The organism is Nonomuraea sp. NPDC005650, assembly GCF_040605375.1.
Taxonomy (GTDB): domain Bacteria; phylum Actinomycetota; class Actinomycetes; order Streptosporangiales; family Streptosporangiaceae; genus Nonomuraea.
Map to the genome: position 1 here is coordinate 1 of NZ_JBEXCR010000021.1, position 15478 is coordinate 15478.

16 protein-coding genes are annotated in these 15478 nt (G+C 71.5%); 11 read left to right on the top strand and 5 right to left on the bottom strand.

The window, feature by feature from the left end:
* Positions 1-341: 341 nt before the first annotated feature.
* The gene (locus ABZS69_RS33115; RefSeq protein ID WP_355379276.1) at positions 342-836 is read left to right on the top strand and encodes a DinB family protein; all 495 of its coding nucleotides are present in this window, start codon (positions 342-344) and stop codon (positions 834-836) included.
* A gap of 508 nt (positions 837-1344) precedes the next feature.
* Here the strand turns inward: ABZS69_RS33115 and ABZS69_RS33120 are convergent.
* Positions 1345-2541 (bottom strand): MFS transporter, encoded by a 1197-nt coding sequence (locus ABZS69_RS33120; RefSeq protein WP_355379277.1) that lies wholly within the window; start codon positions 2539-2541, stop codon positions 1345-1347.
* Positions 2542-2604: 63 nt separating this feature from the next.
* Between ABZS69_RS33120 and ABZS69_RS33125 the strand changes: the two genes are divergently transcribed.
* From ABZS69_RS33125 to ABZS69_RS33140, 4 genes are all read left to right on the top strand, one after another.
* The gene (locus tag ABZS69_RS33125; protein WP_355379278.1) at positions 2605-3582 is read left to right on the top strand and encodes a LysR family transcriptional regulator; all 978 of its coding nucleotides are present in this window, start codon (positions 2605-2607) and stop codon (positions 3580-3582) included.
* 19 nt (positions 3583-3601) lie between these two features.
* Complete coding sequence (locus ABZS69_RS33130; RefSeq protein WP_355379279.1) at positions 3602-4387, top strand: NUDIX domain-containing protein; 786 nt, start codon at positions 3602-3604, stop codon at positions 4385-4387.
* A 155-nt stretch (positions 4388-4542) separates the two neighbouring features.
* On the top strand, positions 4543-5952 hold the full coding sequence (boxB, locus tag ABZS69_RS33135) for a benzoyl-CoA 2,3-epoxidase subunit BoxB (RefSeq protein ID WP_355379280.1): 1410 nt from the start codon (positions 4543-4545) through the stop codon (positions 5950-5952).
* Between the two features lie 105 nt (positions 5953-6057).
* Positions 6058-6999, top strand: a complete 942-nt coding sequence (locus ABZS69_RS33140; RefSeq protein WP_355379281.1) for an adenylate/guanylate cyclase domain-containing protein — start codon at positions 6058-6060, stop codon at positions 6997-6999.
* 111 nt (positions 7000-7110) lie between these two features.
* On the opposite strand, the gene ABZS69_RS33145 is transcribed toward ABZS69_RS33140, so the two are convergent.
* The 3 genes from ABZS69_RS33145 to ABZS69_RS33155 form a co-directional block, all read right to left on the bottom strand.
* Positions 7111-8043 (bottom strand): SDR family NAD(P)-dependent oxidoreductase, encoded by a 933-nt coding sequence (locus ABZS69_RS33145; protein ID WP_355379282.1) that lies wholly within the window; start codon positions 8041-8043, stop codon positions 7111-7113.
* A gap of 14 nt (positions 8044-8057) precedes the next feature.
* Positions 8058-8726 (bottom strand): SDR family NAD(P)-dependent oxidoreductase, encoded by a 669-nt coding sequence (locus tag ABZS69_RS33150; RefSeq protein WP_355379283.1) that lies wholly within the window; start codon positions 8724-8726, stop codon positions 8058-8060.
* Between the two features lie 97 nt (positions 8727-8823).
* Entirely contained in the window at positions 8824-9345 is a 522-nt protein-coding gene (locus ABZS69_RS33155; protein ID WP_355379284.1) for a MarR family winged helix-turn-helix transcriptional regulator, read from the bottom strand.
* A gap of 117 nt (positions 9346-9462) precedes the next feature.
* Here ABZS69_RS33155 and ABZS69_RS33160 point away from each other — a divergent pair, with 117 nt between their 5' ends.
* From ABZS69_RS33160 to ABZS69_RS33185, 6 genes are all read left to right on the top strand, one after another.
* Entirely contained in the window at positions 9463-9597 is a 135-nt protein-coding gene (locus tag ABZS69_RS33160; RefSeq protein ID WP_355379285.1) for a hypothetical protein, read from the top strand.
* Positions 9594-10484, top strand: coding sequence for a hypothetical protein (locus ABZS69_RS33165; RefSeq protein WP_355379287.1), 891 nt, complete (start codon positions 9594-9596; stop codon positions 10482-10484). Before ABZS69_RS33160 ends, ABZS69_RS33165 begins: the two co-directional genes overlap by 4 nt.
* Before the next feature lie 4 nt (positions 10485-10488).
* Positions 10489-10674, top strand: a complete 186-nt coding sequence (locus ABZS69_RS33170; RefSeq protein ID WP_355379288.1) for a hypothetical protein — start codon at positions 10489-10491, stop codon at positions 10672-10674.
* 5 nt (positions 10675-10679) lie between these two features.
* Complete coding sequence (locus ABZS69_RS33175; protein ID WP_355379289.1) at positions 10680-11438, top strand: aminotransferase class IV; 759 nt, start codon at positions 10680-10682, stop codon at positions 11436-11438.
* A 56-nt stretch (positions 11439-11494) separates the two neighbouring features.
* Positions 11495-13012: an acyl-CoA synthetase gene (locus tag ABZS69_RS33180; RefSeq protein WP_355379290.1), complete on the top strand. Its 1518-nt coding sequence runs from the start codon at positions 11495-11497 to the stop codon at positions 13010-13012.
* Positions 13013-13129: 117 nt separating this feature from the next.
* On the top strand, positions 13130-13783 hold the full coding sequence (locus tag ABZS69_RS33185) for a class I SAM-dependent methyltransferase (protein WP_355379291.1): 654 nt from the start codon (positions 13130-13132) through the stop codon (positions 13781-13783).
* Here ABZS69_RS33185 and ABZS69_RS33190 read toward each other — a convergent pair.
* Positions 13750-15351, bottom strand: coding sequence for a benzoate-CoA ligase family protein (locus ABZS69_RS33190; RefSeq protein ID WP_355379292.1), 1602 nt, complete (start codon positions 15349-15351; stop codon positions 13750-13752). The two genes, ABZS69_RS33185 and ABZS69_RS33190, sit on opposite strands and share 34 nt — an antisense overlap.
* Between the last annotated feature and the right edge of the window lie 127 nt (positions 15352-15478).

Sequence of the window (15478 nt, forward strand, 5' to 3'; positions counted from 1 at the left end):
CGTCGGGGCGAGGAACATCAAGAGCAAAGGACAGGCGGCCGGGCTGGTCGTCTCAGGGCGTGGAGACCCACCCGGGTCCGTGAAACGTCAAGCACTCAGCCCGGATTGAGGCGGCCGCTGACCTCATGGAGCGGGTACAACTGTTGCTGGACGACAAGAAGGCCCATCCAGCCGCCGCTCTTGAGGAGTTCCTGCGATCTCGCGTCGCGACTGACCTGGCACTTCCTCGTACGCGAGCGCTCTTCGGACTGCCGGCGACCTCACCGCCCAGGACGCCAAGGACATCACGTCCGCCTTTTAGCTCAATGCGGTGTCGGCGGAGTGCCGCTAGATTCCCATGCATGGCTGAGACCCAGCGCCGCCCGGTGCCTCGCAATGATGGCGGTGAGCTGGACACCGCGATGGCGTTCCTGTCGTTCGCCAGGGAATGCGTGATGAAGAAGACCGACGGCTTGACCGAGGAGCAGTTGCGCCGGGTCCTGGTGGAATCGGGGACCACGTTGCTGGGCCTGGTCCATCACCTGACTCTCGCCGAACGGCTCTGGTTCGGGTATCACGTTGCCGGCCGGGAGTCGGAGGATCCTGGGGACGTCGGCATGGATGTGCCGGCCGGTCGCACGTCCGAGCAGGTCCTGGCCGACTATCGCACGGCGATCGCGGCCGGCGACGTCGCGATCCGGTCCGTCGGCGACCTCGGAGAGCCTGTCGCGATAGCGGTCGAGGGCACGTTCCACTCGGTTCGGTGGGTCGTTGCCCACATGACCAGCGAGACCGTCCGGCATGCCGGCCATGCCGACATCCTGCGGGAACAGATCGACGGCACGACCGGGCGGTAGTGGTCGGCGTATCGGACGATGTTCGCCCTTGTGGTTAGCGGAAAACCGGTCCTCGGCAGCGGCGCACGCTTTCCAGCCTCCCAATTCCTTCTGGAAATACAGCGTCGTGACCAGCTGTGAAGGGTGGGTCAGTCGGGCGCCGGCGACATCGCCCATAACCCGGATGTCGGAGATCTTCGCGCGGATCTTTGCTGGTTGCCTCGGATCGACGCCGACGGAGGGGGCAAAGTCGTCCCTGATGGCGTCGGCCGCGGGCGGTCGAGGAGGCGAGCCCGGCCGAGCGGGCCGCCCGGCTGGAGTTGCCGGCCGCGGTGGAGGGCGGGCACGCGGCCCGCGACGCGCCGATCGGCTTCTGGCGGCGGACGATGGTGGCGCCGGTGTCGGAGGAGATGTTCGCGGGGTTCGTGGCGATGGCCGTGCCCCAGCCGCCCGCCGACCCGACGCCGCCGCAGGTGGTCGCGTACGCCGAGTTGCCGCGCGTCGGTGTTGCGTCGGTTGTGCTGTGCCTTCAGCGGCGGGTCAGGAGGACGGCGAGGGCCGCCAGCGTCAGCCAGGCCGAGGTGAGGCCGATCAGCCAGGCCCAGCCCGCGTGCGCGTACACGATGCTGCCCACCGTGCCGCCCACCCCGCTGCCCAGGTAGTAGCACAGGGTGTAGACGCCGGCCGCGCGGCCGCGGGCGTGCGGGGGCGCGTCGGCGGCGACCCAGGCGGTGGCCATGGCGTGCGCCGCGAAGAACCCGGCGGTCAGTACGGCGAACCCGGCCACGATGAGCGGCAGCGACGTGTGCGCGGTGAGCACGAAGCCTGCCGTCGTCACGGCAAGGGCGGCGACCAGCGCCTTCGTCCAGCCCAGCCGCCCCGCCAGGCGACCGGCGGCGGCCGAGGAGGCGGTGCCCATGGCGTAGGAGAGGAAGACGAGGGAGGCGGCGGCGGGGGCGAGCGACAGGGGCGGGGCGGCCAGGCGGAACCCGGCGGCGTTGTAGAGCGCGACGAACGACCCCGTGCCCAGGATCCCGACGGCGAGCGGCCCGATCATGCCCACCCCGAGCCGAGCCCTCCGGGCGGGCCCGACCTCGGACGATCCGGGCGTCGGGAGTCCCGATCCGGGCATCGGGGTCTCCGGGGCCGGGTCGTGCGGGAGCGTGAGAGCCGCGAACAGCGCGCACAGCAGGGACAACCCCGCCACCGCCAGCAGCGCCCCGTGCCATCCCATCGGCCCGGCGGCGAATCCGGCGCCGAGGCGTCCCAGCATCCCGCCGACCGAGTTCCCCGCGATCATCGCCCCCACCGCGCCGGGCAGCCGCGCCGTACCGACCGCGTCGGCCAGGTACGCCGCCGCCACCCCGGCGAACCCCGCGACCGCCACCCCCTGGACCGCCCGCATCACCAGCAGCACGGAGAAGGACGGGGCCAGCGGCAGCAGCAGCCCGATGATCGTGGAGGCCATCACGGACCAGACGATCACCCTCCGTCGTCCCACCAGGCCGGCCAGCCACGCCAGCGGCAGCACGGCCACGGCCAGCGCCCCGGTGGCCACCCCCATGGCCAGCGAGGCGCCGCCAGGATCCAGCCGGAACGCGGCGGCGAGCTGCGGCAGCACGGGCTGCGGCGCGTACAGGAGGGCGAACGTCGACACCCCGGCCGCGGCCATGGCCGCACTTACCCGCCGCGTGTCAGGGACCGGAGGAGCCTCGAGAACCACCACACCTGCAAAGCTAAGCAAGGCTAATAAATACGTCTAATACGGAAATAGGCGATAATTCATACTGTGGTGGATGAATCTGGTGAGAGGCTGTCGGCCGCCGAGTCCGACGAGAGGCTGGCGGCCCGGCTGGCGCCCGCGCTCGCCCTGCTGGCCGCCGTGGGCGAGACGGGTCACGTGACGCGCGCCGCCGAGCTGCTCGGCATCCCGCAGCCCACGGCCAGCCGCCGCCTGGCCGCCCTCGCGGACCTGGTCGGCGCCCCGCTCGTCGTGCCCGCCGGCCGCGGCATCCGCCTCACCCGGGCGGGCCGCACCCTGGCCGCCGCCTCCACCCGCGCCCTCACCGCGATGGCCGCCGCCGCCCGCGAGGTACGCGAGGAGATCGACCCGGCCTCGGGCCGCGTCGTCCTGGGCTTCCTCCACCTCCTGGGCCGCACCCTCGTGCCGTCGCTCATCGGAGGCTTCCGCGAGCACCACCCGGACATCCGCTTCAGCCTGGTCCAGGGCTCGCGCCACGACATGATCGAGGAGCTCCGCGCGGGCCGGATCGACCTGGTGTTCGTCGCCCCCATGCCGGTGGACGCCCAGGACCTGGCCGGTGCCCGCCTCGCCGACCAGGAGCTGGTCCTGTCCGTGCCTCCGTCCCACCGCCTCGCGGCGCGGGCGCGGGTGCGGGTGGCGGAGCTGGCGGGGGAGGAGCTGGTGACCCTGGAGCCGGGGTACGGCCTGCGCCAGATCACCGACGACCTGTGCGCGGCGGCGGGGTTCGTGCCGAGGATCGCGTTCGAGGGGCAGGAGACCGAGACCGTACGCGGCCTGGTGGCGGCCGGACTCGGCGTCGCCGTCCTTCCCCGCTCCACCCACCCCACGGCGGACGCGACCGCGGGCGTGGTGGAGATCCCGCTGTCTCCCTCGCTGTACCGGACCATCGGGGTGAGCTGGCTCCGGGACGCCCGCCTTCCCCCGGCCGTACGGGCCTTCAGGGACCACGCCCGAGCGGGCACCACCGACCTGGGTCCGGGCTTCCGCCCCGCCACCCCGTGAACCCGTCAGACTGGTGGCCATGATTCACGATGGCGATGCCGGTGTGCCGGGTTCGTTGGCGAGGGTGCTCGCGGACGTGACCGCCGAGCGGGTGGCTCAGGACGTGCGGTGGGGCATGCAGCTCCTGCCCGACGGGACCGGGCACGACGGGACGGCGGCCGACTGCGACCGGGCCAGGTCCGAGACGGAGGCGGCGGCCGGGGCCGGGGCGCTGACCTGGCGGCACGTGCTGGCCGAGGAGGTGCTGGAGGCGTTCGCCGAGTCGGACCCCGAGCGGTTGCGCGCCGAGCTGATCCAGGTGGCCGCCGTCGCGGTCAAATGGGCCCAGGCCGTCGACCGCCGATCGCCCCTCGACGGTCCCGCGCCGCCGAGGGAACGCTTCCGGGCGATCGTCGACGTGCACGTGCTCCTCCTCCGCGACTCCGAGGTGCTGCTCGGCAGGCGAGCCGGCACCGGTTACGGCGACGGGCTGTGGCACCTGCCCTCCGGCCACCTCGAAGCGGGCGAGTCGGCGACCGAGGCCGCCGTCAGGGAGGCGGGCGAGGAGGTCGGCGTGGCCATCGACCCGGCCGACCTGAGGTTCGTCCACGTCATGCACCGGGCCCCGGAACGCGTCGGCCTCTTCTTCGCCGCCGACACGTGGATCGGCGAGCCGTACAACGCCGAACCGCACAAATGCTCGGAGGTCGCCTGGTGGCCCCTGGACGGCCTGCCGCACGACATGGTCGGCTATCCGGCGGCGGCCATCGCCAACGTGCTCGGCAGCGTGCCCTTCGCCCTGCACGAATGGTCTACACCTCGATGATGGGCCGCGTGAGGCGGGAGGCCGATCGGGGCGCGCCCTGACGACGGTCCTGGACTGCCGGGCCTGCGACCTCACCCCGGACGCACTACACGAGCTTGACGTCGACAACGGCCCCTGTTGAACTCGAAGGGACGGCTGCAGGAAGAGGGTCCGGGATGTCCATCGACTACTCCGAGCGCATACCCAACAACGTCGACCTCGCGGAGGACCGCCGCCTGCGGCGGGCGCTCGAATCGTGGCAGCCGCGCTTCCTGCAGTGGTGGTCGGAGATGGGGCCCGCGCTGCCCACCCGGGACGTCTACCTCCGCACGGCCGTCGCGGTCGGCCGCGAGGGCTGGGCCCATTTCGATCACGTGGCGCTGCCGGACTACCGCTGGGGCATCTTCCTCGCCGAACGCGACGCCGACCGGCGCATCGCGTTCGGGCAGAACAAGGGCCGGCCCGTCTGGCAGCAGGTCCCCGGCGAGCACCGGGCCGACCTGATGCGCCTCATCGTCATCCAGGGCGACACCGAGCCCGCCTCGGTCGAGCAGCAGCGGCGGCTCGGCCTCACCGCCCCTTCCCTCTACGACCTGCGCAACCTCTTCCAGGTGAACGTGGAGGAGGGGCGCCACCTGTGGGCCATGGTCTACCTGCTGCACGCCTATTTCGGCCGGTCCGGGCGGGACGAGGCCGAGGCGCTGCTGCTGCGCAACTCGGGCAGCGAGGACTCTCCGCGCATCCTGGGCGCCTTCAACGAGGAGACGCCGGACTGGCTGTCGTTCTACATGTTCACGTACTTCACCGACCGGGACGGGAAGTACCAGCTCGGCACGCTGAAGGAGTCGGCGTTCGACCCGCTGAGCCGTACCTGCGAGTTCATGCTCAAGGAGGAGGCCCACCACATGTTCGTGGGGACCACGGGCGTGGACCGGGTGGTGGAGCGTATGGCGCAGCTGATGCGCGAGCGCGACACCGACGACATCTGGGAGCACGGCGGCATCCCGCTCGACGTCCTCCAGAAGTACATCAACTTCCACTACAGCGTCAGCCTCGACCTCTTCGGCGGCGAGACCTCCACCAACGTGGCCAACTACTTCACCGCCGGGCTCAAGGGGCGGTGGCAGGAGGAACGGCGCAAGGACGACCACCTGCTCACCGAGGCGGCCGCAGTCGTGCCGCGGGTCGAGGGCGGGCGGCTGGCCCATGTCGAGCTGCCCGCGCTCACCGCGCTCAACGCCGACCTGCGCGGCGAGTACATCGCCGACTGCGGCACCGGCGTCAACCGGTGGAACCGGATCCTCGCCGACCACGGTCTCGGCGCGGCCCTCTACCTGCCGCACGTCGGGTTCAACCGCCAGGTGGGCCTGTTCAGGGGGCACCACATCTCGCCGCACGGGCGCGTTCTCGATCAACCGGCCTGGGAGGCGTCCCGCGACCTGTGGCTGCCGACGGCCGCGGACAAGGCGCGCGTCCGGGCGCTGATGCGGCCCGTCCACGAACCCGGGAAGATCGCGGCCTGGGTGGCGCCGCCCCGCAACGGCATCAACGGCCGGCCCTTCGACTACGAGTACGTCCACCTGTGACGCCCTGATCGGGGCCCGTGCGGAGCGGATCTCACGGGGAGCGGGGGCGTGACCTGGCCCACAGGGTGTTATCTTGCGTGCGTGGCGGGCGTGGATGGGGACGGGTTGACTGAGGCCTTCCTGCGCGAGCCGCGGCGTTATACCAGCCACCAGGTGGCCTACATGGCAGGGGTGCCGGTCTACCGCGCGCGGCGTTACTGGCGTGCTCTGGGGTTCGCGAACGTGGCCGACGACGCGGTCGAGTTCACCGACTCCGACGTGGAGGCGCTCAGGACGATGCTTGAGCTGGTCAGCTCGGGCGTCTACGACGAGGAGCACATGCTGCTGGTCGCGCGCTCGATCGGCAGCGCGACGACCCGGCTGGCAGAGTCGCAGGCCGAGCTGGGCGTCGAGGCGCTCGACCAGGCCGGGGTGCCGCTGGCAGAACGCCCGCGGGCCTGGCGCCGGCGGGCCGAGCGGGTGGTGCCCGATCTGGCGCGTCTGCTGGTCTACGGCTGGCAGCGCCAGCTCGCCGCCGCCGCGGGGCGCATCGCCGAGCAGGACATGAGCGCCGTACGCCTGGCCGTCGGCTTCGCCGACCTGGTCGCGTTCACCCGGCTGAGCAGGCAGATCACGGGGAGCGAGCTGTCCAGGCTGATCGACAGGTTCGAGGGGCGCTCGGCCGACATCGTGACCTCGACCGGCGGGCGGGTGGTCAAGACGCTGGGCGACTCGGTGCTGTTCGTGGCCGACCAGTCGCACGTCGTGGCCGAGATCGCGCTGCGGCTGGTGGAGACGCACGCGAAGATCAAGGACATGCCGGAGCTGCGGGTGGGGCTGGCGGCGGGGCCGGTGATCTGGCGGATGGGGGACGTGTTCGGCACCACGGTCAACCTGGCCAGCCGGCTCACGGCGCTGTCGCTGCCGGGGACGATCCTGGCGGATCCGCAGTTCGCCGAGGAACTGGAGGGGGACCGGGCGTTCCGGCTGCGGGCCGTCAACCGGCTCTCGGTCCGCGGCCTCGGCGAACTGGCCCCCTTCACCGTCACCCGCGCCGGCTCCACCTGACCCCCACCGCCCGGCCGGGCATGTTAAGTGAGGGCCGGCACCCCGGCGCCGGGGTCGCCGAGCCGGGGCAGCCGTGCCCGGGTGACGGCGGAGTCATCGGCAGCGGACGGGCTAGGCGAGCAGCTCGGTGGAGAGCTGCCAGAGGCGTGCGGCCTGGCCGGGGTCGAGTGCGTAGGCGGCGACGCCTCCGTGGAGGTTGTCCGGGTGCAGCGGCTCGGCCTCGTTGCAGTCTTCGAAGTAGCGGCCGCCGACGCCGGCGAGCAGAGGTGAGGCCGCGAGCAGAACCGAGGTGGCCGCTCCTTGTTCTGCCGTCTTCCACGGCAGGGCGGGGGAGCCGCTCGCCTCGAACTGTGCCAGCAGTTCACGGTCGACGTGGCGCATCAGGTTGGTGCGGACCACGCCGGGCATCACGGCGTTGACGGTGATGCCGTCCGCGGCCCATCGCCGGTCGGCCTCGACGGCGAACAGCGCGTTGGCGGTTTTCGACTGCCCGTACGCGGCGTGCGCGTCGTAGGGGCGCCGCTCGAAGTGGAGGTCGTCGAAGACGACCGGGGAGAGCCGGTGTTGAGAGGAGCTGACCGAGACGACCCGGGCGTCGCCGGCCGCGGCGAGCGCCGGGTGCAGGGCGGTGGTCAGCGCGAAGTGGCCCAGGTGGTTGGTGGCGAAATGCAGCTCCCAGCCGTCCGGGGTCCGGGTCAGCGGGACCCCCATGATCCCGGCGTTGTTGACCAGGATGTGCAGCGGGCCCTGCCAGGCGGCGGCGAACGCCGCCACCGACGCCTGGTCGGCGAGGTCCAGCGGGGCGACCTGCACCTGCTTGTTGCCGGTGCCGGCGATGATGTCCTGTGCCACGCGGTCGCCGGCGGCCGGGTCGCGGACCGCCAGGGTGACCTCGGCGCCCGCGCCGGCCAGCGCGCGGGCGGTCTCGGCGCCGATGCCGGACGAGCCGCCGGTGACGACGGCCCGGCGGCCGGACAGGTCGATGCCGGCCACGACCTCGGCGGCGGTGGAGGCGGCGGTGAACGGGGTGGTGATGCGGATCATGTGTCGCGATCCTTTCAGGAGGCCGTGACGAGGTGTTCTGGCCGGTCACGGCGGGTGTGCAGGTCCCAGTAGATCTGGGCGATGTCGTCGGGGTCGGCGTGCGGCACGCCTTCGGGGGCGGTGGCGCTGGGCATGAGGTTGATGGCCACGGTCGCGGCGTGGATGCCCTGGTCGGCGAGGGTGTTGTGCAGGTTGCGGACCCAGTTGCGCAGGGCGGCCTGGGCCGTGTTCACGGTCGCGAGCATCGGATACGGGTCGATGGCGCCGCCGCCGGTGGTGTACAGGAGGGTGCCGGTGCCGGCGGCCAGCATGGCGGGCAGGACCGCCTGGGTGGCGGTGACCGCGCCGTACAGGAGGTGCTGGATCGCGGGCTGGAGGTTGTCCACGGTCACCTCCGGCGGGTTGATCATGGTCAGGCCGCTGTGCGGGGAGTACTCCAGGACGTCGACGCCGCCGAAGCGCTCGGCGGCCTGGGCGAGGGCGGTGCTCAATGCCGGCAGGTCGGAGACGTCGGCGGGGAAGCCGGCCGCGGTGATGCCGGAGGCGGCCAGCCGCCCCACGAGGGCGTCGAGATTGTCCTTGCTGCGGGCGATCAGGGCGACCTGAAAGCCGTGACGGCCGAAGACCTTGGCGATCGACAGGCCCATGCCGGGTCCGGCTCCGACGATGGCGATGGTGGGCATGCGTCTACTCCTTGCTGTGCGTACGGGGATGCCACGTTTGGGCGCGGCGAACTACGCCTGGGGCGGTGGGCGTCCTCAGGCGGGGTCTGGTGTGGTGTTACTCGCCGTTGAGCGGGGGCGCGGCGTCGGGGAAGCAGTCCTCGATGGTGGGCGTGTCAGGGTCGATGACTTTCAGGATGCGCTGGGCGATGCGGCCCATCTGCTGCTGCTGGGCCTTGGTCAGCGGGTCGAAGACGAGCCGGCGGACCTCCTCGACGTGCGCGGGCGCGGCGGCGGTGACCTTGGCCCAGCCGTCCTCGGTGAGGGTGGCCAGGGTGACGCGGCCGTCGGCCGGATCCGGCCGACGCGACACCCAGCCGCGTTTCTCCAGCCTGATGACGACGTTGGACAGCCGCGACAGGGCGCTGGCGGTGTGAACGGCCAGCTCGCTCATCCGCTGGGTGCGCTCGGGCATCATCGACAGCCCGGACAGCACGAGGTACTCGAAGTGGCTGATGCCCGCGTCGCGCTGCATCTGCGCGTCCAGCGCGGCCGGCAGGCGGATCAGCGCGTACGCCAGCGCGTACCAGTTCCGCTGCTCCTCGGCATCGAGCCAGCGCGTCTCCCTCGTGTCGTCCATACCGCCAGCTTAGCTCCAAGCTTGGAGTGCCTACAACTCCCGATCACTTTTAGCTTGGAGTAACCTTATGCTAGCTTCGCTCCAAGGTTGTAGTTAAATGGCGAGTGGGAGCAGGCCATGAACGTGGCTCTCCGGGGTGTCGCAGTCGTGCTCGCCGCGCTGTTCCTGCTGGCGGGCGGCATGAAACTGGCCCGGCCGAAGGAGAAGCATGCCCGCGAAGGACATACAGGTTCACGAAAGGAAGTGCGATGAGCAGGTCAGAGACCAGGCTTCAGGTGGTGTTCGGCGATCTCCGTCACGCCATCGACGACGTCATCCTCAAACATCAGGTCACCATCGAGGAGCTGTTCGCCGCGATCGGGTGGCTCCAGCGGGTCGCCGACGCCGGTGAGCTGCGGCCGGCGGGCATCTTGTTCGTCAAGTCCGTGCTGAAGGCCACCGAGGGCGCCGCCTACGCCCATCCGGAGAAGGACGGCGCGAGCTACTGGGAGATGGAGGGGCCCGCACACATCCCGGGCGCCCCGCTGCTGGAGAGCCCCGCTGTGCTGCCCATGCGCCCGGACGAGCCGGGCGAGCCGCTGATCGTCTCGGGAACGGTGCGATCGACCTCGGGAGAGCCGCTGCCGGGCGCCGTCCTCGACGTGTGGCAGATCGACGCGAACTGCGTCTACTCAGGACTGACCACCGAGGCCTTCGGGGGTCTCGACATCCCCAACGACTCGACAGGCATCCCTGAGTACAACCTCCGGGCGAGGATCATCGCCGACAGCGACGGCCACTATGAGTTCCGCAGCATCATGCCCGGCACCGAAACACTCGGCATCGACAAAGACGGCAGCCCGCTGGCCACCCTGACCAGGGCTCTGGAACTGCCGGGCATGCGGCCCCTGCACATCCATGCGATCGTGGCCGCCGCCGGATTCCTGCCGCTGACCACCCAGATCTACTTCGACGGCGACCCACTCCTCAGCGGCACCATCGAAGGCCCCACCCCCCAGTCCGCGGTCAAGAGGACCGAACTCCACGACGACCCGGCCGACTACCGGGCCCGCGGCCTCTCCGTGCCCTACCGCACCCTCACCTACGACTACGTCCTGCGGCCGGTGACCCCTCCGGTGCAGGCGCGCCCGGCGGCCTGAGGCCGTGGCATCCATCGTCGTCTCCGGCGCCACCGGAATGCTCGGCCGTCTCGTCATCGACGGGTTGCCGGCGAAGGTCCCCGCCGGCCACGTCACCGCCGCCGATCTCGCGGCCCGCGGGGTGCGGATCGCAGTGGCCGATCACAACCGCCGCCCGGTGCGATGGGCGGTGAACGGGTACGTAAAGTAGATCGCGTGACTGAACGCGCAGCCTTCGAGGGCAGGCTGGTCGACGACGACGCGCGGCTCATGTGGCAGGCGCGCTACGGCCACTTCACCTCCATGCAGGTCAGGGATCGCCGGGTGCGGGGGCTCGACCTGCACGTCGCCCGGCTGGAAGCGGCCAACACCGAGCTGTTCGGCGTCCCGGTCGACCGTGCCGCCGTGCTCGCCTCCATCGGGGCCGTGCTCGGCGACGACGTGCGGGACGCGAGCGTACGCGTCACCGTGGTGGAGTACGCCGACGGCCCCCGCGTCATCGCCGTCGCCGCCCCGCCCCACGAGCCGCCCGCCGGCCCGGTGAGCGTCAAGTCGGTCGTCGGCCAGCGCTACCTGCCGCACATCAAGCAGGCGTCCGGCATGATGCAGGCCCACATCGGGCGGCAGGCCGAGCGTGAGGGCTTCGACGAGGCGCTGCTCATCGCCGACGACGGCCTGATCAGCGAGGGCTCGATCACCAACGTGGGCGGCTTCGCCGGCGGGCGCCTGGTCTGGCCGGACGCGCCGATGCTGCGCGGCATCACGATGCAGCTGCTGGAGCGGATGGACGTCCAGCAGGAGCGGCGGCCGTTGAAGGTCGCCGACCTGCAGGGCTTCGACCAGGTCTTCCTCTGCAACTCCTGGGGCGTCTGGCCGGTCGGCGGGGTGGACGGCATCCCGCTGCCCCAGGACGACACGCTGATGGCGCGTGTTCACGAGCACTACGACCGTATTGCGTGGGATCCTCTGTACTGACCCCTTTGTCGGGTACGATCGCCGATCATCGTTCTGCGATCGCAAGGGAAGTCCGCATGACGACTCGCCGGCACGCCATTGGTGATCTCCTCCGTCGCTCCGCCGCCCGCCACCCGGCCAAGACCGCCATCGTCTACGGCGACCAGCGGCAGAGCTACGCCGACCTCGACCTCGCGGTGAACCGCACGGCCAACGCCCTGGCCGCGCGCGGCGTCGGCAAGGGTGACCGGTTCGCCGTCTTCAGCCACAACAACCACGCGTTCGTGGTGGCGTACCTGGCGCTGGCGCGGCTGGGCGCGATCTCCGTGCCGATCAACTTCATGCTGGGCACGGCGGAGGTCGCGTACATCCTGGAGCACTCCGGCGCGACCGGGATCCTCGTGGAGGAGGCGCTGCTGCCGGTCGCCGCGGCGGCGGCCGGGCCGGAGGTCCGGGTGCGCGGCGTGATCGGGTCGGCCGACGGCTGGGAGCCGTTCGCGGAGTGGGCGGCCTTCGACGACGCGTCGGAGCCGCAGGTGGAGATCGCCGACGACGACCCGATCCAGCTCATGTACACCAGCGGCACCGAGTCCCGGCCCAAGGGCGCCACGCTGTCGAGCCGCAGCCTGATCGCCCAGTACGTCACCTGCGTCGTGGACGGCGAGATGAGCCGGCACGACGTCGAGATCCACGCCCTCCCGCTCTATCACTGCGCCCAGCTGCACTGCTTCCTGACGCCCGGACTCTACCTCGGCGCCACCAACATCATCCTGCCCGGCGCCACCCCCGCCGCCATCCTGGCCACGATCGAGGGCGAGCGCGCCACCAAGCTCTTCTGCCCGCCCACCGTCTGGATCGGCCTGCTGCGCCACCCCGACTTCGACCGCCGCGACCTGTCGTCCCTGCGCAAGGGCTACTACGGCGCCTCGATCATGCCCGTCGAGGTGCTGAAGGAGATCGCCGCCCGCCTGCCGGACGTCCGCCTGTTCAACTTCTACGGCCAGACGGAGATGGCCCCGGTCGCCACCATCCTCGGTCCGGACGAGCAGCTCACCCGCCTCGGCTCGGCCGGCCGGGCCGCTCTGAACGTCGAGACCAGGATCGTCGACGACCAGGACAGGCCCGTGCCGCCCGGCGTGGTCGGCGAGATCGTCCACCGCAGCCCGCACGCCATGCTCGGCTACTGGAACGACCCGGACAAGACCGCGGAGGCGTTCAGGGGCGGCTGGTTCCACAGCGGCGACCTCGGCGTCATGGACGCCGACGGCTACCTGTCCGTGGTGGACAGGAAGAAGGACATGATCAAGTCGGGCGGCGAGAACGTCGCGAGCCGCGAGGTGGAGGAGGCCGTCTACCAGCATCCGGCGGTGGCGGAGGCGGCCGTGTTCGGGGTGCCGGACGAGCGCTGGATCGAGGCGGTGACGGCCGCGGTGGTGCTGCGCGAAGGGGGCGGGGTGACGGAGAGCGAGCTGATCGCGTTCCTGCGGGAGCGGCTGGCGGCGTTCAAGACGCCCAAGCGCGTGGTGTTCGTGGACGCCCTGCCCAAGAACGCCTCCGGCAAGGTGCTCAAGCGGGAGCTGCGCGACGCGTTCTGAGCGCGCGGTCCCGAGCCGGCGTCAGCTCGGCGATTAGCGGGCATTCACTCTCGGTGACGACCTCCCCCCTCAGACCCTGGGGCGGCGCTCCTCCGTCTCGACCGAGAGTGAGGCCGCATGGCGCGTCTGCCGGAGATCATGCACCGCACGTTCTTCCGTACGCTGTCCCTGCTGTCCCCGGCCGGTCAGGCGGTGCTCCTGCGCTACGTCTTCGACTGGCTCCACCGGACCCCTGACCCGTGGAAGCTCGCCACGGACAGCTACGAACAGCAGAAACACCGGACCACGCTCGAGCACCTGCCCGCCCGGCCGTACCGGCGGATCATCGACGTCGGGTGCAGCGAGGGCGTGTTCACGCACGTGCTCGCGGTGACGTACCCGGACGCGGAGATCATCGGGGTGGACGTGTCGGAGCGGGCGCTGGCACGGGCGCGCGAGCGGGTGCCGCAGGACGGGCGGGTGCGCTTCATCCGCGCGGACATCCTCACCCACCGCTCCGACCAGCGCTTCGACCTGGTGTTCTGCTCGGAGACCCTCTACTACCTGGGCCGGCACGAGCGGCTGCGGCGGGCGTCGGCGCAGCTCAGCGAGCTGCTGGTGCCAGACGGGGTGCTCGTGGCGGTCCACCCGTGGCCCGAGGCCGGCCGGCTGCACCACTACCTGGACTCGCACGCGGCGCTCTCGCGCCTGACCGAGCAGGTCTACACGGCCACCTCGCGCCCGTTCGCCGTCACCGTCTACGGCACGCGGCCGGCCGCGTCGCCTTCCTGACCGCCGGCCTTGCCCAGGAGGTCGGCGGCGATCTGGCGGATCACCACGCGCTGGATCTTGCCCGTCGCCGTCTTCGGCAGCTCGTCCAGCACCAGGACCTCGCGCGGCCGCTTGAAGGAGGCCAGGCCCTCCCGGCAGAAGCCGACGAGCTCGCCGGCGTCCACGGTGCGGCCCGGCGCGGACACCACACAGGCGACCGGCTTCTCCAGGCCGTCCTCGTCGACGTACGCCACGACGGCGCACTCGCCCACCGACTCGTGCTGGAGCAGCTGGGCCTCGACCTCCATCGGCGACACCCAGATGCCGCCCGCCTTGATCATGTCGTTGGAGCGGCCGAGGCACTGGTAGAAGCCGTCCTCGTCCCTGATGTAGGTGTCGCCGGTACGCAGCCACTCGCCCTGGAACACCTGGCGGGTGGTGGCCGTGCGGCACCAGTAGCCGGTGGCCACCGAGTCGCCCCGGACGTACAGGTGGCCCGGCTCCCCGTCCTTGACGGGCGCGCCGGAGTCGTCGAGCAGCTTGGCCTCGTAGCCCGGCACGACGGTTCCCGAGCTGCCCGGGCGTACCCGGCCCGGGTGGTTGGAGATGAAGATGTGCAGCGCCTCCGTCGAGCCGAGGCCGTCGATGACGTCCACCCCGAAGCGCTCGGTGAAGCGGCGGTAGATCTCGGCGGGCAGCGCCTCGCCCGCCGAGACGGCCAGCCGTACGGACCGGAGGGCGCCGGCGGGGGCGTCGGAGGCGAGCAGCGCCGCGAAGAACGTCGGGCCCGCGAAGAACAGCGTCGGCCGGTCCTCCATCACCCTGGCGATCGCGCCCCCGGGGGTGGGCCGCGCCGGGTCGAGGACCGCCGTGGCGCCCGCGGCCAGGGGGAAGAACATGGAGTTGCCGATGCCGTACGCGAAGAACAGCCGCGCCACCGAGAAGCACCGGTCGTCGGGGCGGATGCCGAGGACCTGCCGCCCGTACCCCTCGTAGACGTCCTGGACGGCGCCGTGCCGGTGCATGGCCGCCTTGGGGGCGCCGGTGGTGCCGGAGGTGTAGAGCCAGAGGGCGGGCGAGTCGCGCCAGGCGTCGTACGGCAGGCCCGCCGCCCGGCCCGACTCCAGGATGTCGGACCACAGGCACACCGGCACCTCCAGCGCGGCGTCCTTCTCCGACGGCTCGATGACGACGAGCACCGCCACGTCGGGCGCGCTCCGCACGGCCTCGCGCACGGTCGGCGCGAACTCCGGGGTGGCCACGACGACCCTCGCCCGCGCGTCCCGGACCAGGGTGGCGAGCTCGGTGGGGGTGTACATGGTGGAGACCGGTACGGCGACCGCGCCCATGCGCATGACGGCCAGGACGGTGATCGCGGTCTCCGGGCGGTCGGACATGACGAGCAGGACGCGCTCCTCCGGTCTGACGCCCAACGTGCGTAACCCGGTCGCGAACCTGGCCACGTGGTCGGCCAGCTGCGCGTAGGTCATCGTGCCCGCGGGGCCCGTGAGGGCGGGGTGGTCTCCGCGGCCGGCTTCGACCTGGCGGTCCACGAGAAAGACGCTGGCGTTGAACGACTCGGACGACATGGGCGTCCCCATCCGCAGGCGCTGGTACGTAGGGAAATCTTCTACACAGAAGGGATGTGCCGTCAATGACGTGTAGTACGGCGAGAAACCCGCCGTACGGGGTTGCGGTCCTTTTGGGGGAGGGGGG

Coding starts and splice junctions, on each gene's coding strand:
- ABZS69_RS33160 (WP_355379285.1), top strand. CDS start 9,463: ATGAACGTGGCTCTCCGGGGTGTCGCAGTCGTGCTCGCCGCGCTGTTC.
- ABZS69_RS33130 (WP_355379279.1), top strand. CDS start 3,602: ATGATTCACGATGGCGATGCCGGTGTGCCGGGTTCGTTGGCGAGGGTG.
- boxB (WP_355379280.1), top strand. CDS start 4,543: ATGTCCATCGACTACTCCGAGCGCATACCCAACAACGTCGACCTCGCG.
- ABZS69_RS33145 (WP_355379282.1), bottom strand. CDS start 8,043: ATGATCCGCATCACCACCCCGTTCACCGCCGCCTCCACCGCCGCCGAG.
- ABZS69_RS33115 (WP_355379276.1), top strand. CDS start 342: ATGGCTGAGACCCAGCGCCGCCCGGTGCCTCGCAATGATGGCGGTGAG.
- ABZS69_RS33185 (WP_355379291.1), top strand. CDS start 13,130: ATGGCGCGTCTGCCGGAGATCATGCACCGCACGTTCTTCCGTACGCTG.
- ABZS69_RS33165 (WP_355379287.1), top strand. CDS start 9,594: ATGAGCAGGTCAGAGACCAGGCTTCAGGTGGTGTTCGGCGATCTCCGT.
- ABZS69_RS33180 (WP_355379290.1), top strand. CDS start 11,495: ATGACGACTCGCCGGCACGCCATTGGTGATCTCCTCCGTCGCTCCGCC.
- ABZS69_RS33150 (WP_355379283.1), bottom strand. CDS start 8,726: ATGCCCACCATCGCCATCGTCGGAGCCGGACCCGGCATGGGCCTGTCG.
- ABZS69_RS33155 (WP_355379284.1), bottom strand. CDS start 9,345: ATGGACGACACGAGGGAGACGCGCTGGCTCGATGCCGAGGAGCAGCGG.
- ABZS69_RS33190 (WP_355379292.1), bottom strand. CDS start 15,351: ATGTCGTCCGAGTCGTTCAACGCCAGCGTCTTTCTCGTGGACCGCCAG.